Annotated in this window: 25 protein-coding genes and 1 rRNA gene; 15 read left to right on the top strand and 11 right to left on the bottom strand. The window is 66.2% G+C overall.

What is annotated here, in order from left to right; translation table 11 throughout:
• Positions 1-128, bottom strand: a 16S ribosomal RNA gene (locus tag CFB49_RS02295); the annotation flags it as partial.
• Positions 129-695: 567 nt separating this feature from the next.
• Positions 696-1,472 carry an enoyl-CoA hydratase gene (locus tag CFB49_RS02285; protein WP_069619502.1) on the bottom strand — a complete coding sequence of 259 codons (777 nt, stop codon included), beginning with the start codon at positions 1,470-1,472 and terminating at the stop codon, positions 696-698.
• 129 nt (positions 1,473-1,601) lie between these two features.
• Here CFB49_RS02285 and paaN point away from each other — a divergent pair, with 129 nt between their 5' ends.
• The 5 genes from paaN (at position 1,602) to paaK (ending at position 7,226) form a co-directional block, all read left to right on the top strand.
• Positions 1,602-3,308: a phenylacetic acid degradation protein PaaN gene (paaN, locus tag CFB49_RS02280; protein ID WP_089490635.1), complete on the top strand. Its 1,707-nt coding sequence runs from the start codon at positions 1,602-1,604 to the stop codon at positions 3,306-3,308.
• Between the two features lie 87 nt (positions 3,309-3,395).
• Positions 3,396-4,598, top strand: a complete 1,203-nt coding sequence (gene pcaF / locus CFB49_RS02275; protein ID WP_069619500.1) for a 3-oxoadipyl-CoA thiolase — start codon at positions 3,396-3,398, stop codon at positions 4,596-4,598.
• A gap of 45 nt (positions 4,599-4,643) precedes the next feature.
• Positions 4,644-5,435 carry a 2-(1,2-epoxy-1,2-dihydrophenyl)acetyl-CoA isomerase PaaG gene (gene paaG, locus CFB49_RS02270; RefSeq protein WP_089490634.1) on the top strand — a complete coding sequence of 264 codons (792 nt, stop codon included), beginning with the start codon at positions 4,644-4,646 and terminating at the stop codon, positions 5,433-5,435.
• Position 5,436: 1 nt separating this feature from the next.
• Positions 5,437-5,889, top strand: a complete 453-nt coding sequence (gene paaI / locus CFB49_RS02265) for a hydroxyphenylacetyl-CoA thioesterase PaaI (protein ID WP_089490633.1) — start codon at positions 5,437-5,439, stop codon at positions 5,887-5,889.
• Between the two features lie 38 nt (positions 5,890-5,927).
• On the top strand, positions 5,928-7,226 hold the full coding sequence (gene paaK / locus CFB49_RS02260; RefSeq protein ID WP_089490632.1) for a phenylacetate--CoA ligase PaaK: 1,299 nt from the start codon (positions 5,928-5,930) through the stop codon (positions 7,224-7,226).
• A gap of 249 nt (positions 7,227-7,475) precedes the next feature.
• On the opposite strand, the gene mltA is transcribed toward paaK, so the two are convergent.
• Positions 7,476-8,600, bottom strand: a complete 1,125-nt coding sequence (gene mltA, locus CFB49_RS02255; RefSeq protein ID WP_069619496.1) for a murein transglycosylase A — start codon at positions 8,598-8,600, stop codon at positions 7,476-7,478.
• A gap of 16 nt (positions 8,601-8,616) precedes the next feature.
• Between mltA and CFB49_RS36645 the strand changes: the two genes are divergently transcribed.
• On the top strand, positions 8,617-8,772 hold the full coding sequence (locus CFB49_RS36645; protein WP_249190562.1) for a hypothetical protein: 156 nt from the start codon (positions 8,617-8,619) through the stop codon (positions 8,770-8,772).
• Between the two features lie 14 nt (positions 8,773-8,786).
• Here the strand turns inward: CFB49_RS36645 and apaG are convergent, their stop codons facing one another.
• Positions 8,787-9,161 (bottom strand): Co2+/Mg2+ efflux protein ApaG, encoded by a 375-nt coding sequence (gene apaG, locus CFB49_RS02250; RefSeq protein ID WP_006477037.1) that lies wholly within the window; start codon positions 9,159-9,161, stop codon positions 8,787-8,789.
• A 177-nt stretch (positions 9,162-9,338) separates the two neighbouring features.
• Between apaG and rpe the strand changes: the two genes are divergently transcribed.
• The 8 genes from rpe to CFB49_RS02210 all read left to right on the top strand — a co-directional run bounded on the left by rpe (position 9,339) and on the right by CFB49_RS02210 (position 16,686).
• Positions 9,339-10,025, top strand: a complete 687-nt coding sequence (rpe, locus tag CFB49_RS02245; RefSeq protein WP_006482066.1) for a ribulose-phosphate 3-epimerase — start codon at positions 9,339-9,341, stop codon at positions 10,023-10,025.
• 4 nt (positions 10,026-10,029) lie between these two features.
• Positions 10,030-10,794: a phosphoglycolate phosphatase gene (locus CFB49_RS02240; RefSeq protein ID WP_089490631.1), complete on the top strand. Its 765-nt coding sequence runs from the start codon at positions 10,030-10,032 to the stop codon at positions 10,792-10,794.
• Between the two features lie 357 nt (positions 10,795-11,151).
• The gene (gene trpE / locus CFB49_RS02235) at positions 11,152-12,645 is read left to right on the top strand and encodes an anthranilate synthase component I (protein ID WP_050013049.1); all 1,494 of its coding nucleotides are present in this window, start codon (positions 11,152-11,154) and stop codon (positions 12,643-12,645) included.
• A 13-nt stretch (positions 12,646-12,658) separates the two neighbouring features.
• The gene (locus tag CFB49_RS02230) at positions 12,659-13,258 is read left to right on the top strand and encodes an aminodeoxychorismate/anthranilate synthase component II (protein ID WP_069619494.1); all 600 of its coding nucleotides are present in this window, start codon (positions 12,659-12,661) and stop codon (positions 13,256-13,258) included.
• Positions 13,259-13,271: 13 nt separating this feature from the next.
• Positions 13,272-14,303: an anthranilate phosphoribosyltransferase gene (trpD, locus tag CFB49_RS02225; RefSeq protein WP_069619509.1), complete on the top strand. Its 1,032-nt coding sequence runs from the start codon at positions 13,272-13,274 to the stop codon at positions 14,301-14,303.
• 28 nt (positions 14,304-14,331) lie between these two features.
• The gene (gene trpC / locus CFB49_RS02220) at positions 14,332-15,117 is read left to right on the top strand and encodes an indole-3-glycerol phosphate synthase TrpC (RefSeq protein WP_069619493.1); all 786 of its coding nucleotides are present in this window, start codon (positions 14,332-14,334) and stop codon (positions 15,115-15,117) included.
• Complete coding sequence (locus tag CFB49_RS02215; RefSeq protein WP_011546533.1) at positions 15,117-15,743, top strand: CYTH domain-containing protein; 627 nt, start codon at positions 15,117-15,119, stop codon at positions 15,741-15,743. The genes trpC and CFB49_RS02215 overlap by 1 nt, the downstream gene beginning before the upstream one ends.
• A 13-nt stretch (positions 15,744-15,756) precedes the next feature.
• Positions 15,757-16,686: a uracil-DNA glycosylase gene (locus CFB49_RS02210; protein ID WP_089434481.1), complete on the top strand. Its 930-nt coding sequence runs from the start codon at positions 15,757-15,759 to the stop codon at positions 16,684-16,686.
• Between the two features lie 119 nt (positions 16,687-16,805).
• Here CFB49_RS02210 and CFB49_RS02205 read toward each other — a convergent pair whose 3' ends face one another.
• The 4 genes from CFB49_RS02205 to CFB49_RS02190 form a co-directional block, all read right to left on the bottom strand.
• The gene (locus tag CFB49_RS02205; protein WP_069619491.1) at positions 16,806-17,402 is read right to left on the bottom strand and encodes an FMN-dependent NADH-azoreductase; all 597 of its coding nucleotides are present in this window, start codon (positions 17,400-17,402) and stop codon (positions 16,806-16,808) included.
• A 148-nt stretch (positions 17,403-17,550) separates the two neighbouring features.
• Positions 17,551-19,350 carry a M61 family metallopeptidase gene (locus tag CFB49_RS02200; RefSeq protein ID WP_089490630.1) on the bottom strand — a complete coding sequence of 600 codons (1,800 nt, stop codon included), beginning with the start codon at positions 19,348-19,350 and terminating at the stop codon, positions 17,551-17,553.
• A 105-nt stretch (positions 19,351-19,455) separates the two neighbouring features.
• A complete protein-coding gene (locus CFB49_RS02195) occupies positions 19,456-20,184 on the bottom strand; it encodes a DsbC family protein (protein ID WP_069619489.1) in 729 nt (242 codons plus the stop codon).
• A 90-nt stretch (positions 20,185-20,274) separates the two neighbouring features.
• Complete coding sequence (locus CFB49_RS02190; protein ID WP_089490629.1) at positions 20,275-21,453, bottom strand: UbiH/UbiF family hydroxylase; 1,179 nt, start codon at positions 21,451-21,453, stop codon at positions 20,275-20,277.
• A 247-nt stretch (positions 21,454-21,700) separates the two neighbouring features.
• Between CFB49_RS02190 and ychF the strand changes: the two genes are divergently transcribed.
• A complete protein-coding gene (ychF, locus tag CFB49_RS02185) occupies positions 21,701-22,795 on the top strand; it encodes a redox-regulated ATPase YchF (RefSeq protein ID WP_089490628.1) in 1,095 nt (364 codons plus the stop codon).
• A 74-nt stretch (positions 22,796-22,869) separates the two neighbouring features.
• Here the strand turns inward: ychF and CFB49_RS02180 are convergent, their stop codons facing one another.
• From CFB49_RS02180 to CFB49_RS02170, 3 genes are all read right to left on the bottom strand, one after another.
• The gene (locus CFB49_RS02180) at positions 22,870-24,081 is read right to left on the bottom strand and encodes an MBL fold metallo-hydrolase (protein WP_089490627.1); all 1,212 of its coding nucleotides are present in this window, start codon (positions 24,079-24,081) and stop codon (positions 22,870-22,872) included.
• A gap of 267 nt (positions 24,082-24,348) precedes the next feature.
• Complete coding sequence (locus CFB49_RS02175) at positions 24,349-24,762, bottom strand: lysozyme inhibitor LprI family protein (RefSeq protein ID WP_089490626.1); 414 nt, start codon at positions 24,760-24,762, stop codon at positions 24,349-24,351.
• Between the two features lie 8 nt (positions 24,763-24,770).
• A complete protein-coding gene (locus tag CFB49_RS02170; RefSeq protein WP_089490625.1) occupies positions 24,771-25,271 on the bottom strand; it encodes a lysozyme in 501 nt (166 codons plus the stop codon).
• Between the last annotated feature and the right edge of the window lie 222 nt (positions 25,272-25,493).

Raw genomic sequence — 25,493 nt, 5'->3', positions numbered from 1 at the left:
TGTTCCGATGTATTACTCACCCGTTCGCCACTCGCCACCAGGTGCAAGCACCCGTGCTGCCGTTCGACTTGCATGTGTAAGGCATGCCGCCAGCGTTCAATCTGAGCCAGGATCAAACTCTTCAGTTCAAACCTGTTACTGTTTTCGGTTCGGTTAAGAACCGGTCGCTCACTCAAAGCTGACAGGAATATGAATCACTTCATAAACCTGACTTACTTTAGTGTGAGACTCTTGATACTTTCGCTTTCTGATCCGAGGATCAGCTCGCTGCCATCAAGCGCCCACACTTATCGGCTGTTAATTTTTAAAGAGCATTCTGCGAGGAACTTCGTGTTTCCCGGCAGCGCTGCGTTTTCAGCAGCAGAGAAGCGAGATTATGAACCGTGTTTCGCAGTTCGTCAACAACTTTTACACTACATCGTTGCGACTGCCGGGCCATCTTCCTGCGCCGCCATGGCCCGCTACATCCCGAACCCCGACAGCACCGCTTCCCTTCCTCCCGCGCCGCGTTTCCGTTAGCGCGAAAGAGGCGTGATTCTAAGCACCTGCCCCCATCCGCGCAAGCTCTTTGTGAAGAAAGTTTGAAAAAGCCTCCGTGCGCTGACGCGCACGGAGGCTTTGAAGCACCGGGCGAGGCAATCGCATCGACAACGGATACAGATCAGTCACTAGATACCTATCGCCGCGCCGGCCGATCAGCGGTGCTTGAACACGGGCTTCCGCTTCTCGACGAACGCCGCCATCCCTTCCTTCTGGTCTTCCGTCGCGAACAACGAATGGAACAACCGGCGCTCGAAGTGGACGCCTTCAGCCAGCGTCGTCTCGTATGCGCGGTTCACCGACTCCTTGACCATCATGACCGCCGGCAGCGAGAACTCGGCGATCGTCGCCGCCGCGGCAATCGCCTCGTCGAGCAGCTTGTCGGCCGGCAGCACGCGCGATACGAGCCCGGCACGCTCGGCCTCGGCGGCGTCCATGAAGCGCGCGGTCAGACACATGTCCATTGCCTTCGCCTTCGATACCGCACGCGGCAGACGCTGCGTGCCGCCCGCACCCGGCATGACGCCCAGCTTGATTTCCGGCTGGCCGAACTTGGCCGTGTCCGCCGCGAAAACGATGTCGCACATCATCGCAAGTTCGCAGCCACCACCCAGCGCAAAGCCCGAAACCGCAGCAATGATCGGTTTGCGAATCTCGCGGACCGTCTCCCAGTTACGCGTGATGTAGTCGCCCCGATAAACATCCATATAGGAGTAGGTCGCCATCATGCCGATGTCCGCGCCGGCCGCAAACGCCTTCTCGCTGCCGGTCACGACGATGGCGCCGATATCGTCGTCCGCGTCGAACGCCTTCAGCGCAGCGCCCAGCTCATCCATCAGCGCATCGTTCAGCGCATTCAGCGCCTTCGGACGGTTCAGCGTCACCAGACCGACACGCCCCCGGGTCTCCACCAAGATGTTCTCGTAAGCCATCTATTTCTCCTCGATCAATGAAATGAGAAACGCCTCGCACATGCGAATAGTTTGATGCTACCATTCTCCGACCAACCGGTCGGTTAATTAATCGATCCGATCCCTCTCAATGTTCATCAGGCTGCCGCCATGACCCATGCCCTGTTCACGAAGCACGAAGACACGCTGAAACACGCACTCGCCGCCATCGAGAGCCGCGGGTACTGGAGCCCGTTCGCCGAAATGCCGAGCCCCAAAGTGTACGGGGAAAGCGCAAGCGCGGACGGCGAGGCTGCGTTCAAGTCGCACCTCGACAAGACCTTCGTGCTCGACCAGCCGGCGTCCGATGATACGGTCGGCGCCGAGCGCTCGCCGTACGGCATCGCGCTGGGCATCCGGTATCCGAAATCGACGCCGGACGCTCTGATCGCTGCGGCAACCGCCGCGCAACGCACGTGGCGCGAAGCCGGCCCGAGCGCGTGGATCGGCGTCAGCCTCGAAATTCTTGCGCGCCTGAATCGCGCAAGCTTCGAAATCGCCTACAGCGTGATGCACACCACCGGGCAAGCCTTCATGATGGCGTTCCAGGCCGGGGGCCCGCACGCGCAGGACCGCGCCCTCGAGGCGGTCGCCTATGCGTGGGACGAACTGCGCCGCATCCCGGCCGATGCGCACTGGGAAAAGCCGCAAGGCAAGAACCCGCCGCTCGCGATGCACAAGCGCTATACGATCGTGCCGCGCGGCACGGGCCTCGTGCTCGGCTGCTGCACGTTCCCGACCTGGAACGGCTACCCGGGCCTGTTCGCCGACCTGGCAACCGGTAATGCCGTGATCGTCAAACCGCACCCGGGCGCGATCCTGCCGCTCGCGATCACGGTGCGGATCGCCCGCGACGTGCTACGCGAAGCCGGGTTCGATCCGAACGTGGTCACCCTCCTCGCGACCGAACCCAACGACGGTGCCCTCGTTCAGGATCTCGCGCTGCGCCCCGAGATCAAGCTGATCGACTTCACCGGCAGCACGCAGAACGGCACGTGGCTCGAACGCCACGCCCACCAGGCGCAGGTCTACACCGAGAAAGCCGGCGTCAACCAGATCGTGATCGACTCGACCGACGACCTGAAGGCCGTCGCCAAGAACATCGCGTTCTCGCTGGCGCTGTACTCCGGCCAGATGTGCACGGCGCCCCAGAACATCTACGTGCCGCGCGACGGTATCCGGACGGCCGACGGCCATGCGAGCTTCGACGAAGTCGCGCAAGCGATCGCTGTTGCCGTGCAAAAACTCACCGGCGACCCGGCACGCTCGGTCGAATTGATCGGCGCGATCCAGAACGACGGCGTGACCGCGCGCGTTGACGACGCGCGCAAGCTCGGCCGCGTGCTCGCGGACAGCGTGACGCTCCAGCATCCCACCTTCCCCGACGCGCGCGTGCGCACGCCGCTCGTGCTGCAACTCGACGTGGCCGATCGCGAGAAATTCACGCAGGAGTGGTTCGGCCCGATTTCGTTCGTGATCGCAACCGACTCGACCGCGCAGTCGCTCGATCTGGCCGGTGAAATCGCCGCCGAGCATGGTGCGCTGACCCTCTCCGTCTACAGCACCGACGACGCAATCATCGACACCGCGCATGACGCGGCGGTGCGCGGCGGGGTCGCGCTGTCGATCAACCTGACGAGCGGCGTATTCGTCAATCAGTCGGCCGCGTTCTCCGACTTCCACGGCACGGGCGCGAACCCGGCGGCCAACGCCGCGCTGGCCGATCCGGCATTCGTCGCCAACCGGTTCCGCGTGGTCCAAAGTCGCGTCCATGTTGCTCCGAAGGCAGCACCGGCGGAAGCTGGCCAGACGGCATAACCCGATTGGCCGACGTGCAAACGCCGCCATGTTCTCTACCATGAACGAATCCGACACCCGGCGGGTTCGTCACTCTCCGATACGCTCATGACAGACGCCTACATCTGCGACGCGATTCGCACTCCCATCGGCCGCTACGGCGGCGCCCTGAAAGATGTCCGCGCCGACGACCTTGGCGCGGTGCCGCTCAAGGCGCTGATCGAGCGCAACCGCGACGTCGACTGGGCGGCGATCGACGACGTGATCTACGGCTGCGCGAACCAGGCCGGCGAGGACAATCGCAACGTCGCGCGCATGTCGGCGCTGCTGGCGGGCCTGCCCACCGCCGTGCCGGGCACGACGCTGAACCGGCTGTGCGGCTCCGGGATGGACGCGGTCGGCACGGCCGCCCGCGCGATCAAGGCAGGTGAAGCGCGCCTGATGATCGCAGGCGGCGTCGAGAGCATGACGCGCGCGCCGTTCGTGATGGGCAAGGCCGCGAGCGCGTTCGCGCGCCAGGCCGACATCTTCGATACGACGATCGGCTGGCGCTTCGTCAATCCGCTGATGAAACAACTGCATGGCGTCGATTCGATGCCGGAGACCGCCGAGAACGTCGCGGTCGATTACCACATCAGCCGTGCGGATCAGGACCTGTTCGCACTGCGCAGCCAGCAAAAGGCCGCGCGGGCGCAGCAAGATGGCACGCTCGCTGAAGAAATCGTCGCGGTCACGATTGCGCAGAAGAAAGGCGACGCCATCGTCGTGTCGCGCGACGAGCATCCGCGTGAAACGTCGCTCGAGGCGCTCGCGAAGCTGAAGGGCGTCGTGCGCCCGGACGGCTCGGTCACGGCCGGCAACGCGTCGGGCGTGAACGACGGCGCCTGCGCGTTGCTGCTCGCCAATGCGCAGGCCGCCGACCAGTATGGCCTGCGCCGCCGGGCGCGCGTCGTCGGCATGGCGACCGCCGGCGTCGAGCCACGCGTGATGGGCATCGGCCCCGCGCCGGCCACGCAGAAACTGTTGCGCCAGCTCGGCATGACGATCGACCAGTTCGACGTGATCGAACTGAACGAGGCGTTCGCGTCGCAGGGGCTCGCGGTGCTGCGCATGCTCGGCGTCGCCGACGACGATCCGCGCGTGAACCCGAACGGCGGCGCGATCGCACTCGGCCACCCGCTCGGCGCATCGGGCGCGCGGCTCGTCACCACGGCGCTCCATCAACTCGAGCGTACCGGCGGCCGCTTCGCGCTCTGTACGATGTGCATCGGCGTCGGTCAGGGCATCGCGCTCGCGATCGAACGCGTGTAACCGCCGCGCCGCGCGCCTATAACGAAGTCATGACGGAGATACTGCATGTCCTATCAGGCGATCCAGTTGGATATCGATCAGGCCGCGCGCGTGGCCACGATCACGCTCAACCGCCCCGACAAGCTGAACAGCTTCACGCGGGCGATGCATCGCGAACTGCAGTCGGCGCTCGATGAAGTCGAGACGGCCGGTGCACGCGCGCTGATTCTGACGGGGGCGGGGCGCGGCTTTTGCGCGGGCCAGGATCTGGCCGACCTCGACTTCACGCCGGGCGCATCCACCGATCTCGGCGCGCTGATCGACGAGCATTTCAATCCGCTGATTCGCCGCCTGCAGCGTCTGCCGATTCCAGTGATCGCCGCCGTCAACGGCACGGCGGCCGGCGCCGGCGCGAATCTCGCACTCGCATGCGATCTCGTGTTCGCCGCCCGCTCGAGCAGTTTCATCCAGGCCTTCGTGAAGATCGGGCTCGTACCCGATTCGGGCGGCACGTGGTTCCTGCCGCAACGCATCGGCATGGCGCGCGCGCTGGGACTCGCGCTGACCGGCGACAAGCTCGGCGCCGAACAGGCTGAACAGTGGGGCCTGATCTGGCGCGCGGTCGACGACGACGCGCTCGTCGCGACGGTCCGCCAGGTCGCCGCCCAGCTCGCGCAGCAGCCGACGTTCGCGATCGCGTCGATCAAGCAGTCGATGCGAGACAGCGTCACGAATACGCTCGATCAGCAACTCGACCTGGAACGCGACCTGCAACGCAAGCTCGGCCAGTCGCACGACTATGCGGAAGGTGCGCGGGCCTTCATCGAGAAGCGCGCACCGCGCTTCGAGGGGCGTTGACATGACGGACGCCACCGCCACGCTCGACCCCGATTCGCTCGCCCGCGCCGCCGCGCAGGCCATGTACGACGCCGATGCCTGCAGCCGCACGTTCGGCATGGAAATCGCCGAAGTACGCGCCGGCTATGCCCGCCTGCAGATGCGCGTGCGGCCCGAATTCCTGAACGGGCACCAGACCTGCCACGGCGGGATCATCTTCACGCTCGCCGATTCGACGTTCGCGTTCGCGTGCAACTCGTACAACGTGAATGCGGTCGCGGCCGGCTGCTCGATCGAATTCCTGCGCCCCGTGCACGGCGGCGACATGCTGACGGCCGAGGCGATCGAACAGGCGCGCGCCGGCCGCCAGGGCATCTACGACATCCGCGTCACGAACCAGACAGGCGACACGGTCGCGATGTTTCGCGGCAAATCCGCCCAGATCAAGGGCACGGTCATCCCGGAAGACCGCTGACGTCGACGGCCCGCCCATAACAAACACTGGAGACATGCATGACTACCCCGCTACCGCTCGAGCCGATCGAGACCGCCTCACGCGACGAGCTGACCGCGCTGCAGCTCGAACGCCTCAAGTGGTCGCTCCGGCATGCGTATGACCACTCGCCCGTCTATCGCCGCAAGTTCGACGAAGCGGGCGTGCATCCGGACGACCTGAAGACGCTCGCCGACCTGTCGCGCTTCCCGTTCACGACCAAGGGCGACCTGCGCGACAGCTATCCGTTCGGGATGTTCGCGGTGCCGCAGGACCAGATCTCGCGTATCCATGCGTCGTCGGGCACGACCGGCAAGCCGACGGTCGTCGGCTATACGGCCGCCGACATCGATACGTGGGCGAATCTCGTCGCACGTTCGATTCGCGCGGCCGGCGCGCGCCGTGGCGACAAGGTGCACGTCAGCTACGGCTATGGCCTCTTCACGGGCGGGCTCGGCGCGCACTACGGCGCCGAACGCGCAGGGCTGACAGTGATCCCGTTCGGCGGCGGGCAGACCGAAAAGCAGGTACAGCTGATCCAGGACTTCCGGCCCGACATCATCATGGTCACGCCGAGCTACATGCTGTCGATCGCCGACGAGATCGAGCGCCAGGGCCTCGATCCCGTGCAAAGTTCGCTGCGCATCGGCATCTTCGGCGCGGAGCCGTGGACCAATGACATGCGCGTCGCGATCGAACAGCGGATGGGCATCGACGCCGTCGACATCTATGGGCTGTCCGAAGTCATGGGCCCGGGCGTCGCGTCCGAATGCGTCGAGACCAAGGACGGCCCGACCATCTGGGAAGACCACTTCTATCCGGAAATCATCGACCCCGAAACCGGCGAAGTGCTGCCGGACGGCGAACTCGGCGAGCTCGTGTTCACGTCGCTGACGAAGGAAGCGCTGCCGATCATCCGCTACCGCACCCGCGACCTCACGCGCCTGTTGCCGGGCACCGCTCGCACGATGCGGCGAATGGAGAAGATCACCGGCCGTTCGGACGACATGATGATCGTGCGCGGCGTCAACGTGTTCCCGACGCAAATCGAGGAACAGTTGCTCAAGCAGCGCGTGCTCGCGCCGCACTATCAGATCGTGCTGACGAAGGAAGGCCCGCTCGACGTGCTGACGCTCAACGTCGAGCCCTGCCCGGAGACGGCGCCCGATACCGCGGCGATCCAGGCGGCAAAACAGGCACTCGCGTACGACATCAAGTCGCTGATCGGCGTGACGGCCGTGATCAACGTGCTGCCCGTGAACGGCATCGAGCGCTCGGTCGGCAAGGCGCGCCGCGTCGTCGACAAACGCAAGGGCTGAGCTCGTTCGCCGCGCGCACGTCGCGCCGCGGCGAATCCGTGCCTGCAAACGGAACAGCCCGGTCGGCCAACGCCGATCGGGCTGTTCTACTCCAACGCGTCGTTCGACGTGACACGCAGAGCATCACGCGAACTGAAATCACACGGGCACACCAGCGATCAGACCGGCACGCCCTGCGCGCATGAGACGCGCCATCCATGCCGCGTCTCGTTCACAACCGTCATCCGGGCTGCCTTCGCCGCCCCCCAATCACGAATTCGGGAACAGCAGCCACATCCGGCCGACCTGCTTCATCCGGCCGGCCTGGTCGCCCGCGTCGTCGCCGAGCCCCCAGAAATAGTCCGCCCGCACGCCGCCCTTGATCGCCGAGCCCGTATCCTGCGCGAACACGAGCCGGTTCATCGGCGTATTCGTCAACGGACGCGTGGTCTGCAGGAACACCGGCGTGCCGAGCGGGATCGACGACGGGTCGACCGCGATCGAGCGCTCCGGCGTCAGCGGCACGCCGAGCGCGCCGATCGGACCGTCCGCGCCGCCGTGCGGCGCATCCTCCTTGGTCGGCATGTCGCGGAAGAACACGAAGCGCGGATTCGTATCGAGCAGCGCGTCGACGCGCGTCGGGTTCGCCTTCGCCCAGGCCTTGATGCCCTGCATCGTCGCCTGCGCGGGCGTCAGCTCGCCGCGATCGAGCAGCCACTTGCCGATCGAACGGTACGGCTGGTTGTTGGTACCGCCGAAGCCGACCCGCATCACCGAGCCGTCGTCGAGCAGCACGCGCCCCGAGCCCTGCACCTGCAGGAAGAATGCCTCGATCGGATCGTCGACCCACACGAGCTCGTTGCCGTTCAGGATGCCGGCGCGCTCGAGCTGCGCGCGTGCCGGTAGCGCGGCGCCCGCGCGATAGCCGGCCGGCCAGCGATAGAGCGCGTACTGATACGGGCCGCGGCGTACGCGCGAACCGTGCAGCAGCGGTTCGTAATAGCCGGTCACGAGCCCGTCGAGCGTACCGTCGGTGTTCGCGAACTGGAACGGCGTGAAATATGTTTCGAAGAAGCTGCGGGCGCTGCTGACGTCGAGTTCGTCGAGCCGGTCGGCGGCCGCGCAAGCGCGTGTCCAGGCCGGCTGGCGCGCGAGCCGTGCACAGTTCTGCCGCAGCGCAGCCGTCGCGCCGATCAGCGAATCGTCCTGCCAGCCCGGCACCTGCTGCCACGCGACCGGCGTGAGCCGCTTCGCGGCGACCTGCCCCGGCACGATCGCCGCACCGGTCGGCGGCTTCAGCGCGGAAGTCCGCGTCGGCGCGCCGCCGCACGCGGCGAGCAGCGCCGCCGCCGCGGCCGCGGCCATCCACCCGGCCAGCCGGGGCCCAAACCACATACAATGTCCGTTCTTGATGGAAACCGCCATGTCAGATTTTCTCGACCAATATCCGATGCTCATCTTCGCGCTCGAAGCCTTCGTCGCGCTTGCCCTGCTGATCTTCATCGTCGTATGGACTTCGTCGGGCAGAAAGAAGCAGGCCCGCCGCGACGACCGCCAGCCGCGCTGACGCGCGCCGCACGCTCAATGCAGCGTGCGCGGCATGTGCAGGGCGAACTCGTCGACCGGCGCCTCGAAACGCTCGCCGTCCTCTGCCACGCAGAAGTACGCACCGCGCATCGTGCCGACCGGCGTCGCGATCACGGCCCAGCTCGTGTATTCGAAATGCTCGCCCGGCTGCAGCAGCGGCTGGTGCCCGACGACGCCAAGCCCCTTCACTTCCTGCACGTGGCTCTCGCTGTCCGTGATGATCCAGTGACGTGCGATCAGCTGCGCCGCGACCTGCCCGGTGTTGCGGATCGTCAGCGTGTACGCGAATGCGTATTGACGGTGATCGGGGTCGGATTGTTCCGGCAAGTAGCTGGTTTTCACCGAAACGGTGAACTGATACTGACTCATGGTGTGTCCGCTGTAGGTAACCGCGCGCGCCGACTCGAGCGGCCGGGCCGCGGGCGCGCCGCATTGGTTCGGCATTCTATGCGCATTCGGGCCGCAACCGCACGGCCTGCCGCCGCGCAGCGGGTCGCCGGACGGTAGAATGACGGTTTTGCGCCGCAACGTCCCCGCTCCCCTGTCATGACTCAATTCCGCATCGCTCCCAGCATCCTGTCGGCCGACTTTGCACGGCTCGGCGAAGAAGTCCGCAACGTGGTCGCCGCCGGCGCCGACTGGATTCACTTCGACGTGATGGACAACCATTATGTGCCGAACCTGACGATCGGCCCGCTCGTCTGCGAGGCGATCCGCCCGCACGTGCAGGTGCCGATCGACGTGCACCTGATGGTGCGCCCGGTCGACCGGATCGTGCCCGATTTCGCGAAAGCCGGCGCGAACCTGATCAGCTTCCACCCGGAAGGCTCGGACCACATCGACCGCACGCTGTCGCTGATCCGCGACCACGGCTGCAAGGCCGGTCTCGTGTTCAATCCGGCCACGCCGCTGAACTACCTCGACCACGTGATGGATCGCCTCGACTTCGTGCTGCTGATGTCGGTCAATCCCGGCTTCGGCGGCCAGTCGTTCATTCCGGAAACGCTGAACAAGCTGCGCGAAGCGCGCGCCCGCATCGACGCGTACACCGAACGCACGGGCCGTGAGATCCTGCTCGAAGTCGACGGCGGCGTGAAGGCCGACAATATCGCGGAAATCGCGGCGGCCGGCGCCGACACGTTCGTCGCGGGTTCGGCGATCTTCGGCAAGCCCGACTACCGCAAGGTGATCGACGAGATGCGCGCGGCGCTCGCGACCGTCGAGCGGAGCTGACGCCGTGGCCGACTCGTCGTTCGCCGGCCACGCGCCGGCCGGGGCCGCCACGGACGCCGCGCCGATCCGCTTCGCCGCGCCGCGCATCGATGCGGCGCTGATCGACCTCGACGGCACGATGGTCGACACGGCCGACGATTTCACCGCCGGCCTGAACGGGATGCTCGCGCAACTCGGCGCGCCGGCCACGTCGCGCGACGAAGTAATCGGCTACGTCGGCAAGGGCTCCGAACACCTGATCCACAGCGTGCTGAAGCCGCGCTTTCCGGCCGACGAAGCGCACGCGCGCTTCGACGATGCACTGGCGATCTACCAGACCGAATACGCGAAGATCAACGGTCGCCACACGCGTCTCTATCCGGACGTGGCAGCCGGTCTCGATGCGCTGCGCGCGGCCGGCATCCGGCTCGCGTGCGTGACGAACAAGCCGCACCGCTTCGCGGTCGAGCTGCTCGAACAATACGGGCTGGCCGGCTGCTTCGGCATCGTGCTGGGCGGCGACAGCGTCGCGCGCAAGAAGCCCGATCCGCTGCCGATGCTGACGGCCTGCGACGCGCTCGGCGTCGCGCCGGACGCCGCGGTCGCGATCGGCGACTCGGAAAACGACGCGCTGGCAGGCCGCGCGGCCGGGATGGCGACGCTGACGGTGCCGTACGGCTACAACCACGGCAAAGCTATACAAACGATAAATTCGGATGGTATAGTCGATTCGTTGCTGGTCGCGGCCCGTGCAATTTCCGCGCACAATACCGGCCGGCCAACCGTCTGATTATTTCTTCCATCCGCATGTTTCTGAATAAAAAACGGAGTCTGAGCAGCATCGACCGGGGAGCCTGGCCCTGGCGTCGCTGGTCGCGCTAACCTCTTCGATGAGGTACGCTGAAGCACGTCTTCAGCGCCGTTTTTTATCTCGCTGCGCATCCGCGCGCCGACCGTCGCACCACCTCGAGTTCCACCGCGCCCGAACGCTTGCGTTCAGGATCGGCCGCAGGCTCGCGACGTTCACGCCCGGAGTGCCGGCCGGCAACAGGCACTTCTCGATCGACCGCCCTTTCGCCGACGGCCAGCCGCGCAGCGTCAAATGATCCCTGGCGCACGCGCCGCTCGTCCCGAACAGGACCGGAACATGACCGAACTCGAATTCCAATCGCTCGCGAACGAAGGCTACAACCGCATCCCGCTGATCGCGGAAGCCCTTGCCGATCTCGAAACGCCGCTGTCCCTCTACCTGAAGCTGGCCCAGCCCGAACGCGCGGGCGCCAACTCGTTCCTGCTCGAATCGGTGGTCGGCGGCGAACGTTTCGGCCGCTATTCGTTCATCGGCCTGCCTGCCCGCACGCTCGTGCGCACCCGCAACGGCGTGTCCGAAGTGGTGCGCGACGGCCAGGTCGTCGAGACGCACGACGGCGACCCGTTCCAGTTCATCGAATCGTTCCAGGCGCGCTTCAAGGTTGCGCAGCGCCCGGGGCTGCCGCGGTTCTGCGGCGGCCTTGCCGGCTACTTCGGCTACGACGCGGTGCGCTACATCGAGAAGAAGCTCGCGAACACCGCGCCGCGCGACGATCTCGGCCTGCCCGACATCCAGTTGCTGCTGACCGAGGAAGTCGCGGTAATCGACAACCTCGCCGGCAAGCTCTACCTGATCATCTACGCGGACCCGGGCCAGCCCGAAGCGTATGCGAAGGCGAAACACCGCCTGCGCGAACTGAAACAGCGCCTGCGCACGACCGTGCAGCCGCCCGTCACGTCGGCGAGCGTGCGCACCGAGACGTTCCGCGAATTCAAGAAGGACGACTATCTGGCCGCCGTGCGCCAGGCGAAGGAATACATCGCGGCCGGCGAGCTGATGCAGATCCAGGTCGGCCAGCGGCTGACGAAGCCGTACCGCGACAATCCGCTGTCGCTGTACCGCGCGCTGCGTTCGCTGAATCCGTCGCCGTACATGTATTACTACAACTTCGGCGATTTCCACGTGGTCGGCGCGTCGCCGGAAATCCTGGTGCGCCAGGAAAAGCGCGGCGACGACCAGATCGTCACGATCCGCCCGCTCGCCGGCACGCGCCCGCGCGGCAACACGCCGGAGCGCGACGCGGAACTCGCGACCGAGCTGCTGAACGATCCGAAGGAAATCGCCGAACACGTGATGCTGATCGACCTCGCGCGCAACGACGTCGGCCGCATCGCGGAAATCGGCTCGGTGCAGGTGACCGACAAGATGGTGATCGAGAAGTATTCGCACGTGCAGCACATCGTCAGTTCGGTCGAAGGCAAGCTGAAGCCCGGCATGACGAACTACGACGTGCTGCGCGCGACGTTCCCGGCCGGCACGCTGTCCGGCGCGCCGAAGGTGCGCGCGATGGAACTGATCGACGAGCTCGAGCCGGTCAAGCGCGGGCTGTACGGCGGAGCGGTCGGCTACCTGTCGTTCTCGGGCGAGATGGATCTCGCGATCGCGATCCGCACGGGCCTGATCCACAACGGCAACCTGTACGTGCAAGCGGCGGCCGGCGTCGTCGCGGATTCGGTGCCCGAATCCGAATGGCAAGAGACCGAGAACAAGGCGCGCGCGGTGCTGCGTGCGGCCGAACAGGTCCAGGACGGCCTCGATAGCGACTTCTGACCGGAGACTGACCATGCTGCTCATGATCGACAACTACGACTCGTTTACCTACAACCTGGTCCAGTACTTCGGCGAACTCGGCGAGGACGTGCGTACCTACCGCAACGATGAAATCACGCTCGACGACATCGCGCGCCTGAACCCCGACACCATCTGCCTGTCGCCCGGCCCGAGCAATCCGCAGCACGCGGGCATCACGCTCGACGTGCTGCGCGAATTCGCGGGCCGGAAGCCGATCCTCGGCGTCTGCCTCGGCCACCAGGCGATCGGCGAAGCGTTCGGCGGCCGCGTCGTGCGCGCGAAGACCATCATGCACGGCAAGGTGAGCCGGATCGAAACCGACTGCCGCGGCGTGTTCGCCGACCTGCCTAAGCATTTCGACGTGACGCGCTACCACTCGCTCGCGATCGAACGCGAATCGCTGCCGGACTGCCTCGAGGTGTCCGCGTGGACCGACGACGGCGAGATCATGGGCGTGCGCCACAAGACGCTGCCGGTCGAAGGCGTGCAGTTCCACCCGGAATCGATCCTGTCCGAGCACGGCCATGCGCTGCTCGAGAATTTCCTGAAGCAGCATCGCGCAGCGGCCCATGCCGCCGCACCGGCTGCCTGACGGGAGGCGCACGATGACGATTACCCCGCAGGAAGCGCTGCAACGCACGATCGAGCACCGCGAGATCTTCCACGACGAAATGCTGCACCTGATGCGGCTGATCATGCGCGGCGACCTGTCGCCCGTGATGGCGGCCGCGATCATCACCGGGCTGCGCGTGAAGAAGGAGACGATCGGCGAGATCGCCGCCGCCGCGACCGTGATGCGCGAATTCGCGAACCACGTCGAGGTGCTGGACAACTCGAATTTCGTCGACATCGTCGGCACCGGCGGCGACGGCTCGCACACGTTCAACATCTCGACCGCGTCGATGTTCGTCACGGCGGCCGCGGGCGCGAAGGTCGCGAAGCACGGCAACCGCGGCGTATCGAGCAAGTCCGGCAGCGCCGACGTGCTCGAGGCGCTCGGCGTGAACATCGACCTGCAGTCGGACCAAGTCGCCGCATCGATCGCCGAAACCGGCATGGGCTTCATGTTCGCGCCGAACCATCACCCGGCGATGAAGAACATCGCGGCCGTGCGCCGCGAGCTCGGCGTGCGCACGATCTTCAACATCCTCGGCCCGCTGACCAATCCGGCCGGCGCGCCGAACCAGCTGATGGGCGTGTTCCACGCCGACCTCGTCGGCATCCAGGTACGCGTGATGCAGCGCCTCGGCGCGCAGCACGTGCTCGTCGTGTACGGCAAGGACGGAATGGACGAGGTGTCGCTCGGGGCCGCGACGCTCGTCGGCGAATTGCGCGACGGCAAGGTGCACGAATACGAGATCCATCCGGAGGACTTCGGGCTGCAGATGGTGTCGAACCGCACGCTGAAGGTGGAAAATGCGGACGAATCGCGCACGATGCTGCTCGGCGCGCTGGACAACCAGCCGGGCGTCGCGCGCGAGATCGTCACGCTGAACGCGGGCACCGCGCTCTACGCGGCCAATATCGCCGAGTCGATCGCGGACGGCATCCAGCTGGCCCGCGAAGCGATCGCGAGCGGCAAGGCCCGTGCGAAGGTCGACGAACTCGTGCGCTTCACGCAGCAGTTCAAGCGCTGACCCTCTTACGAACCCAGCAGGAACCCCTATGAGCGACATTCTCGACCGAATCATCGCCGTCAAGCGCGAAGAAATCGCGGCAGCCATCCGCAGCACGCCGCTCGAGGCACTGAAACTCGAAGCATCGGCGCGCGACCTGCGCGACTTCGTCGGCGCGCTGCGGGCGAAACACGCAGCCGGCAATGCCGCCGTGATCGCCGAAATCAAGAAGGCGAGCCCGTCGAAAGGCGTGCTGCGCGAGCATTTCGTGCCGGCCGACATCGCGCGCTCGTATGCGGCGCACGGCGCCGCGTGCCTGTCGGTGCTGACCGACGAGCAGTTCTTCCAGGGCGGCGTCCGCTATCTCGAGGAAGCCCGCGCGGCCTGCACGCTGCCGGTGCTGCGCAAGGACTTCATCGTCGACGCGTACCAGATCGTCGAAGCCCGCGCGATGGGCGCCGACGCGATCCTGCTGATCGCCGCCGCGCTCGACACGCCGCTGATGCAGGAACTCGAAGCCTATGCGCACTCGCTCGGCCTCGCGGTGCTGGTCGAAGTGCACGACCGCCACGAGATGGAACAGGCGCTGACGCTGAAGACGCCGCTGCTCGGCATCAACAACCGCAACCTGCGCACGTTCGAGACGTCGATCCAGACCACGCTCGACATGCTCGACATGATTCCGGCGGACCGTATCGTCGTGACCGAATCGGGCATCCTGTCGCGCGCCGACGTCGACACGATGCGCGCGGCGAACGTGAACACGTTCCTCGTCGGCGAGGCGTTCATGCGCGCCGACCAGCCGGGCGAGGAACTCGCACGGATGTTCTTCTGATGGCGATCGAACAGGAAATCAAGCTCGCGCTGCCGGCCGGCCAGGCCGACGCCGCGCGCCGCTTCTTCGAGACGCTGACCGGCGAACCCGGTCGCGCGATCACGCTCGCGAACGTCTATTACGACACGCCCGATCTCGCGCTCGCGCGTTCGAAGAGCGCGGTGCGCGTGCGCCGCACGCCGGACGGCTGGCTGCAGACGTTCAAGACGGTCGGCAGCGCGGAAGGCGGCCTGCACAGCCGCCACGAGTGGGAATTGCCGGTCGCGGGCGACGCGCTCGAAATCGACGCGCTCGTCGCGGCCTGCGACGTGCCGGAAGCCGCCGCCGCGCTCAATGACGCGGCCGGCGCGCTGCACGCACTGTTCCGCACGGATTTTTCGCGTACGCTGTGGCGCATCGCCATCGGCGGCGCAACCGTCGAGGCCGCGGTGGACCTCGGCGAGATTGTCGTCCAGGCGGAACACGAAACGCGCCGCGAACCGATCAGCGAAATCGAACTCGAACTGATCGACGGCCCGGAAACGGCGCTCGCGACGCTCGCCGCCGAACTGCAGCAGGCGCTGCCGGGCCTCGTTCCCGAAAACATCAGCAAGGCGCAGCGCGGCTACCGGCTGCGCGCGCAATAAACACGCATCACGCATGGCAACCCGCAAGACTTCCCGCGCGCCGCAACAGGCGTCGCTGTTCGACGATCCCGTGCCGGAAACGGCACCGGCCGATATTCCGTCCGCGGCTTCCGAGCCGCCGGCAGCCCGGCGCAAACCCGCGAAGAAAGCCGCCGCACCGGCGCCGGCGCCCATGCCCGAGCCAGCCCCGGCCGCCGCGGCACCGCGACCCGTTGCCGCCGACGTACCGCATCTCGCCGCGCAATTCGACGCGCTGCCGGCCGTCTGGCGCGACGTACTGAAACCGTTCACCGACAGCGACGCGTACGCTCCGCTGTGCCGCTTCGTCGACGAAGAGCGCGCCGCCGGCAAGACGGTCTACCCGACCGACGTGTTCCGCGCGCTGCGCCTGACGCATCCCGACGACGTGAAGGTCGTGATCCTCGGCCAGGATCCGTACCATGGCGACGATCGCGGCACGCCGCAGGCGCACGGCCTCGCATTCTCGGTGCCGCCGGCCGTCCGCACGCCGCCGTCGCTGCGCAACATCTTCAAGGAAATCGCCGCGAACTTCGGTCACGACACGCCGCGTCACGGCTGCCTCGACACGTGGGCGCGCCAGGGCGTGCTGCTGCTCAACACCGTGCTGACGGTCGAGCGCGGCGCGGCCGCGAGCCATGCGAAGCGCGGCTGGGAGCAGTGCACGGACACGCTGATCCGCGAGCTCGCCCGCCGCCATCGCGGACTCGTATTCATGCTGTGGGGCGCGCACGCGCAGGCCAAGCGCGCGCTGTTCGACGCGAACGCGCATTGCGTGCTCGAGGCGCCGCATCCGTCGCCGCTGTCCGCGCACCGCGGCTTCCTCGGCTGCCGCCATTTCGCGCTCGCAAACGACTATCTGGTCGATGCCGGCCGCGAACCGATCGACTGGCGTCTGCCGGACGTGGCCGAAACGCTCGCGTAACGGCCTCGGCGGCGAGTTCGCCGGCCGAATGCAAAAACGCCGCGTCCCTTCGTGAAGGGCGCGGCGTTTTTTTATCGGGCGACGCAGCGGGTGCGTGGCACCCGCGTCGACCTGGCGCGTTACGCGGCGGCGATCGCTTCGCGTGCGCCGGCCAGCGCGGCGCTCTGCGCGTCCGGGCCGAGGTTCAGGCCTTCCGCATGGATGAAGTTCACGTCGGTCAGGCCGATGAAGCCGAGGAACGTGCGCAGGTACGGGGTCTGGCTGTCGTTCGGCGTACCCAGATACTTGCCGCCACGGGCCGTCACGACGTGAACCTTCTTGCCCTTGATCAGGCCTTCCGGACCGTTCTCGGTGTAGCGGAACGTGACGCCTGCGCGGGCGATCCAGTCGAAATACGTCTTCAGTTGCGACGAGATGCCGAAGTTGTACATCGGCGCGCCGATCACGATGATGTCGGCAGCCTGCAGCTCGGCGATCAGTGCATCGCTCTTCGCGACGATCGCATTCTGTTCCGCGGTGCGTTGGTCGGCCGGCGTGAAGAACGCGCCGAGCACCGATTCGTCGAGGTGCGGCAGCGCATCGGCGAGCAGGTCGCGAACCACGACGTTCGCGCCGGGGTTCGATTGTTGCAGCTTTGCCGTCAGTTCGTTGGCCAGCAGCGTGGATTGCGCACCTTGCGAACGCGCAGCGGAATTGATTTGCAGAATGGTCGTCATGTCAGGCTCCGGGTGGGGTTGCGCTTCGGTAGCGCGAGTGACGCCATTGTGCGTGGCCATATGACCGCGAAAAAGCGGGTTCAGGGCGACGGATTGTTGCAACAGCAGAACAATCCTGGATCGCGCCCCGCCACCCGCTTTCGTACGCTTACCCCTTCAGCCAGGCTTCGCGCGCCTTCGTGGCCGCGGCCGGCTTCGCGGCCGCCGTCAGCCGGTAGCGGGTGATGTCCGGCCCGTCGAGCTTCAGTTTCGCGGTGCGCAGCTCGTCGCGGCGGAACGCGTGAACCTCGACCTTGTCGCCCGGCCGGTAGCGTGCGAGCAGCGCATCGAGGTTCGTGCCCGTCACGCGCAGCCCGTCCACCGCGATCAGCGTGTCGCCGGCCGACAACCCCGCGCGATGCGCGGCGCCGCCTTCGTAGACCGCCGCCAACGTACAGTCCGCGCCGCCGCGCAGGCGCGCGCCGATCGTCGGCTTCGCGGCCGCGCCGAGCGCGACGTCGGGGGCCAGCGTCACGCCGAACGGCGCGAACAGTTCGCCGAGCGGCAGGTCGCGCGTGCCGTGCACGGCGTCGGCGAACAGTCGGCCGAGCGCGACGCCCGTCGCCTCTTCGATCAGCGTCTCGACTTCGTTTTCGTCCACGCCCGCCTGCTTGCCGCGATAGAAGTCGCGGCCGTAGCGTTGCCACAGCAGGCGCATCACGTCGTCGAGCGACTTCCGGTTGCGCGTCCGCGCGCGGATCGCGAGATCGAACGCGAGCGCGACGAGCGAGCCCTTCGTGTAATAGCTGACGATCGCGTTGGTCGCGTTCTCGTCCTGGCGGTAGTACTTGATCCACGCGTCGAACGAGCTTTCCGCGACGCTCTGCTTGAGCCGGCCCGTGCCGCGCAGCACGCCGCCAACGGTACGGCCGAGCGCCGCGAAATAGTCGTCCTGCGACATCAGCCCGCTGCGGACCAGCATCAGGTCGTCGTAATACGACGTGAAGCCTTCGAACAGCCACAGCAGCGACGTGTAGTTCTCGCGCGTGAGGTCATACGGCACGAACGCCGCCGGCTTGATGCGCTTCACGTTCCACGTGTGGAAATACTCGTGGCTGCAGAGGCCGAGATAGGTGCGATAGCCTTCCGTCGTTTCCGCGCGCCCCTTCACCGGCAGGTCGGTCCGGTTGCAGATCAGCGCGGTCGACGCACGATGCTCGAGGCCGCCGTAGCCGTCGCTGACCGCGAGCGTCATGAACACGTAGCGATCCATCGGCGCCTTCTTCGACTTCGGCTCGAACAGCGCGATCTGCGCTTCGCATACGCGCTTCAGATCGGTACGCAGCCGCTCCAGGTCGAGCTGCGTCACGCGCCCGGCGATCACGATGTCGTGCGGCACGCCGTGCGCGTCGAACGTCGCGAGCGCGAATTCGCCGATCGTCACCGGATGGTCGGACAGTTCGTCGTAGTTCGCCGCGCGATACGCGCCGAAACCGTAGCGCCTGGTGCCGCGCGCCTCGGGCAGCGCGGTGCCGACGCGCCACGTACGGAACGCCGGGCCGGCCGGTTTCGCGATATCGACTTCGCACGGCGCCGCCTCGCGGCCGACGACGCTCAGGAACACGGCCGTCGCGTTGAAGAAGCCGCCCGAGTCGTCGAGATACGCGGAGCGCACCGACAGGTCCCACGCATAGACGTCGTAGCGCAGCTTCAGCGCGCCGGTGACGGGCGCGGCCTGCCACGTATGCTTGTCGGTCTTCGCGATGCGCACCTTGCGGCCCGCGTCGTTGAACGCATGCAGCGTCACGATGTTGCGCGCGAACTCACGCACGAGATAGCTGCCGGGAATCCATACCGGCAGCGAGAAACGCTGGCCTTCGGGATCGGGATCGGCAACCGTCACCGTCACTTCGAACAGGTGGGCGGCAAGATCTTTCGGGACAATCGAATAGCGGATCGGCTGGGTCATCGTGGCAATCGGTCGGTCGAATACGGCGGCGAAAACGAAGAGAGGCGCCGGCAGATCGTGCGGGCGCCCCTCGCTGGCCGGGCCATGCGCCCGGCGTGCAGTCGGTTACTTGCTCGAGGCGAGCGCCTGGTTGAGCTGGTCCGCCGATACCGCGCCCGGCAGGCGGCGGCCGTCCGGCAAGAAGATCGTCGGCGTGCCCGTGACGTTCATCCCGCGGCCGAGCGCGAGGTTCTTGTCGAGCGCGGTGGTGTCGCAGGTACCGGCGCCGGACGGCGCGCGGTGGTCGAGCATCCAGCTTTCCCAGGTCTTCGCGCGGTCGGTCGCGCACCAGATCGCCTTCGACTTCGCGGTCGAATCCGGCGACAGCACCGGGTACAGGAACGTGTAGACGGTCACGTTGTCGACCGACTGCAGCGTCGTCTCGAGCTTCTTGCAGTACGGGCAGTTCGGATCGGAGAACACCGCGATCTTGCGGGCGCCGTTGCCCTTGACGACCTTGATCGCATTCGCGAACGGCAGGCTCGCGAAGTCGATCTTGTTGATTTCGGACAGGCGGGCGTCGGTCAGGTTCTTGTGCGACTTGGTGTCGACGAGATCGCCGAGCAGCACGTAGTCGCCCGCCGCGTCGCTATAGATGATCTGCGAGCCGAGGTTCACTTCGTAAAGGCCTGCAACCGGCGATTTCGACACGCTCTTGATCGGCGCGTCGTTGCCGAGACGGGCTTGCAGCGTGGCCTTCAGCTTGTCGGTGGTCTGGTCGGCCTGCGCGGTGCAGCCAAGCGTCGCCATCGTGACGGCCAGCGCCAGCGACGCGATGCGGATCGTTTTTTTCATCGAAATCTTCCTTCAGCTCAATCGGAGTGCACGGCACAGTGTACGCCGTAACGGAACCGTCTCCGACCCACGCAGTGGCGGAAGGTTCGATCAGCCGAGCGCGGCCGACACGAGCCAGCGCTTCACGAGCGGCTGCGCGCCGACGAACGCCATGCCCGCATTGCGCACCGCCTTCGCGAGCGAGCCCGGCACCGCGAACAGCCGCTGCAAGCCATCGGTCGCGACCATCAGCGCGCGGATATCCTCGCGGCGCGAACGCTCGTAGCGGCGCAACAGCACCGGATCGCCGAGGTTGCGAAAGCTTTCCTTGCGCGCGATCGCGTCGGCGAGCGCGGCGACGTCGCGCAACCCCAGGTTCATCCCCTGCCCGGCGAGCGGATGGATCAGGTGCGCGGCATCGCCGACGAGCGCGACGCGCGGCGCGATCAGCTTGTCGACCGTCTGCAGCGCCAGCGGGAAGCCGGCGGCCGGCGTCACGCATTCGAGCGTGCCGATCTGGCCGTGCGACACGCGCTCGACCTCGGCCGCGAGCTGCGCCGGATCGAGGGCGAGCAGTTCGTCCGCATGCGCGGTGTGCGCGGACCATACCAGCGACACATGGCCGTCCGGCAGCGGCAGCAGCGCGACGATCTCCCCTTCGTGGAACCACTGGTACGCCGTCTCGCGGTGCGGCAGCGAGGCCTTGAAGTTCGCGACGACGCCCGTCTGCCGATAGTCGCGCCGCTCCACCCTGGCCCCCATTTGGGAACGCACCCATGAATGCGCGCCGTCGGCGCCGACGACGAGATCGGCCTCGAGCACCTGTCCCGACGACAGCGTGAGCACGGCCGCGTCGTCGCGCACGTCGAAGCCCTGCGCACGCGCGTCGAACCACGTGAGGTTCGGCTGGAACCGCAGCGCGGCGTCGAGCGACGCCTCGACCAGCGACGATTCGGCGATCCATGCGAGCTGCGGCACGGACGCCTGGTAAGCAGAGAAATGCAGTTCGGCATGCGCATCGCCATACACGCGCATGTCGTAGACCGGCGCGAGCCGGCCGTGGTCGAGCGCCTGCCAGACCCGCAGCCGCTCGAGCAACGCCTGCGAACTGGACGACAGCGCGTAGATGCGCGTGTCGAACGCGAGATCGGCGGGGCGCGGCGTGGCCGGCTGGGCGAGCAAGGCTGTCTTGTAGCCGGACTGGGTCAGCGCGAGCGCGGCCGTCTTGCCGACGAGCCCGCCGCCGACCACGGCGACGTCGAAGGAGTGGTGGGCAGTCATGGCGGGCATTATAGCCGCGGGGCCAAACCCTTACGCGGCCGGACTTTGCGGGAAATCAGCAGAATCGCAGGCCGGCGCGCCCGCGCGACGGCCAGCCGCATCGGCCGTTCGGCGCCAGGCCCGGAATCCGGCGCGCCGGCACGGTACAATAGCGTTTTTGACCGTCGGCCCGCCGCGCTCCACGCGCCGGCCGCCCTTTTTTCCCGCGCCGCCGTGCCCTGTCCGGCCGCGCCGCCTCACCCGTCCGAAGGATTCCATGAGTCTCAAATGCGGCATCGTCGGCTTGCCCAACGTCGGCAAGTCCACCCTGTTCAATGCGCTGACCAAGGCCGGCATCGCCGCCGAGAACTACCCGTTCTGCACGATCGAGCCGAACGTCGGCATCGTCGAAGTGCCGGATACGCGCCTGAAGGCGCTCTCCGAGATCGTCAAGCCCGAGCGCGTCGTGCCGGCCGTCGTCGAGTTCGTCGACATCGCGGGCCTCGTCGCGGGCGCGAGCAAGGGTGAAGGCCTGGGCAACCAGTTCCTCGCGAACATCCGCGAAACCGACGCGATCACGCACGTCGTGCGCTGCTTCGAGGACGACAACGTCATTCACGTCGCCGGCAAGGTCAGCCCGATCGACGACATCGAAGTGATCAACACCGAACTCGCGCTCGCCGATCTCGGCACCATCGAGAAGGCGCTCACGCGCTATTCGAAGGCGGCGAAGTCGGGCAACGACAAGGAAGCGGCGAAGCTCGTCGCGGTGCTCGAAAAAGTGCGCGCGCAGCTCGACCAGGGCAAGGCCGTGCGCGGCCTCGCGCTGTCGGACGACGAACAGGCGCTGATCAAGCCGTTCTGCCTGATCACCGCGAAGCCGGCGATGTATGTCGCTAACGTGAAGGACGACGGCTTCGAGAACAACCCGCACCTCGAGGCGGTGCGCAAGTACGCGGAAAGCGAAAACGCGCCGGTGGTCGCCGTGTGCGCGGCGATCGAGGCGGAAATCGCCGATCTCGACGACGCGGACAAGGAAGCGTTCCTCGCCGACATGGGCATGGAAGAGCCGGGCCTCGACCGCGTGATCCGCGCGGGCTTCAAGCTGCTCGGCCTGCAGACCTATTTCACCGCGGGCGTGAAGGAAGTGCGCGCGTGGACGATCCGCATCGGCGATACCGCTCCGCAGGCGGCCGGCGTGATCCACACCGACTTCGAGCGCGGCTTCATCCGTGCGCAGACGATCGCGTTCGACGACTTCGTCACGTACAAGGGCGAGCAAGGCGCGAAGGAAGCCGGCAAGATGCGCGCGGAAGGGAAGGAATACGTCGTGCACGACGGGGATGTGATGAACTTCCTGTTCAACGTTTGAGCGTTGCTGCTGCATCGACCGTAAAAAAGCCCGCTGAATGCGGGCTTTTTCTTTTTCGATGACGGAAGACCGACTCATTCCCGCCCGACGATCTTCAGTGTCCCGGACATATGCAGGAACTGCCCGTCCTTCGTCACGATGTTCGTGTCCACCGTGCCGCGTTCGAAATCCTCGACGTGCACGACGTTCGAGCCGGTGGACGGCTCATGCCAGTACACCATGTACACCTGCGGACGGATCTCGCGCGCCATGTACTGCACCGTATCCGTCACACCGTTGAATTGGCCGGCCGTGCCGACGAACGACATCGTCTTGTCGTCCTGGAAGTGCAGGTCGAACGCGGCAGCGCCGAGCTGCACGCGCACCGTCTTGCCCGCCGCGGGGAACGGCGCCGGCGCGGGCCATTGCATCTCGCCCTTGGCGACCTTCGCGCCCAGCTCGAGCGACGACTTCTCGCCGAGATCCGGGTAGCGCGCCTCCATCGCCGCGATCAGCGCCGCCGAATCCTTCGCGCGCGCCGCTTCGTCGTCGAACGCCTTCACGTAATTGCGCGTGAACGCGACGCCGGTGGCGAACGGCTGGCTGCCGTCACGGTTCGGCAGGAAGTGGCCAGGCACGACGCGCGCCGGCTTCAGCGCATCGATCCGGTCGAGCGTCGCCAGCCAGTTCGCGTGCGACAGCGGCGTCTGCGTGTCGGCCATCCACACGTGAATGTTCGCGGCGACCGGGATGCCACCGACCACGGTCCGTGTGGAAGGAATCCACACGAACGTGCGATCGGGCGTCGGGCCGTCAAGCCCGACGATGCGCAGCGGCTCGCCGTCGACGCGCAGCGTATTGCCGTCGAGCGGCTGCGGCACGATCACCGAAGTCGGCGCATTGTCCTTCAGGATCGGGCCCCAGTAGGCGAGCTTGCCGTCCTTGCTGGCCTCGATCGCGGCGACGGTCTGCTGCGTCGCGATGACCTTCGCATCCGGGAACGCCGCGTGAATGGTCTCCAGCCCGAAGTAATAGTCGGGGTCGCTGTGGCTCACGTAGACGGCCTTGAGCGTCTTGCCGCTCGCCTTGATCCGGCTCACCAGCGCCTGCGCGTCGTTGCGCTGGAACTGGGCGTCGATCAGGATCGCCTCGGTCTTGCCCGAAACGATTTCGGACGAAACCGGGAAGATCGCATGCGCGCCCGGATTGTAGACATCGACGGTCAGCGGGGCGGCAGTGCTCGCGGATGCGGCGCCGAGTAGTGCACTCGCCGCGAATGCGGAAGAAAACAGATGACGGATCGACATGGTCGGACGCTTGATTGGTGGTGAGCCCGTAGAATAAGTGAAACTGTCTCAGTAACAAATATCCCAAGTGTCGATGATTTATTTCCCAACGGGAACGAATCGATCGTCACACATCGGGGCACGGTCGTTTAAGCGGACGCCAGCCGACCTGATCTCCTGATAACAGGACGCGAGTACGCCAGGGCATCACTCCTGCATGACATGGCGAACACGCATCGGCAGTGACGAGATCGCGAACGCAGCGGCCTTTTGTCATGCCGGACCGATTCATGAAGGTTTGCGGGAAGCGCGAGCCGACAACCTTTTCGCCATTTCCTTCGTTGCCTCCGTTGCACAGATCGCCCGTGCCGCAGGTCGCATCGAACCATCGCCCCATTCGTTACGCGCCGATTTTTCGCAGGATGTGTCGCGCGCTTTCTTCCACTTCGCCATCTGCGCGTCGAGCGCCGCCTTGCGCCGTGGCTGCTCGCTCACCTGTTTGTCGACGATCCGCTGCAATTCCCGCTCGGCGACGAGCTGATCGCGCCACGCGCAAAAATTCATGCTCGTCTGGCTCGATTCACAGTCACTGAGCAGCGCGTTGACCTCGCTTGCCGGCAAGCCGCTGCGCGCCGCTATCTCGTCCGCTGCCGTCGGGCCGGCAAATGCATGCGTCGACGTCAGCACGAGCAAACCGATCATGGCCGTTCTCACGGTGCCCTCTGTTGTGACTGGAACGGCGCCGATTCAAGTCGGCGCCGGTTGACAAGCCCGTTTGAACGAACGGGCGCCAGACGACGCCCGTTATCGTCTCGCGGATGAATCCAGACGCGCTGATTCATGTGCGACACGACGCCCGCGTCGTCGCTCTGATTCGCTGAACGGAACACGGCCAGCGCACCTGTGTTGCCGGTATTGTGGGCATGGCTGACGAGCTCATCGAATTGCAACTGCGTCAATTGCCGAAGCGGGACATGTCGCCGCACGGCGGCTTCTGCCCGACGGACCCGGACCGCGAGTTGTGCATTGACTTGCGTCGTCGCAACCGGCGTGCGCAATTCTTCCGGGGTGCACGGCCCGGTGTGAGCCAGCGTTCCGATACCATAGGTACAGTTGTTCGCTTGGTCGTTGTAGTAAGCCATGACTGCGCTTTCCCGTCTCCGCAGCTCGGCCCAGCCTGCGTCACTCAATCGCAGGCTTTCGTTCGCCATTTGCCTCTCCTGGCGCGACCGCTAACGCGAGTCGGCCTCATCGTTCACCTCGGTTCTCGAAGCGATCAATGTATGGCGTTGCCGTTCGCGATGAAATCAGACGAGTTCGATTTTGACGCGTTCGTACATCAACGATCGCAGGGTACGAAAGATCGGGCAGCGTGACGTTCCGTGTATCCGCGTACTCGCTCAAAAAAGCAAATGGCCCGACCAGCAACCGCC

It is taken from the genome of Burkholderia sp. AU17457 (genome assembly GCF_002223255.1).
Lineage (GTDB): Bacteria > Pseudomonadota > Gammaproteobacteria > Burkholderiales > Burkholderiaceae > Burkholderia > Burkholderia sola.
The sequence above is the reverse complement of the archived record's forward strand: the minus strand, read 5'-3'. Positions and strand labels throughout refer to the sequence as shown.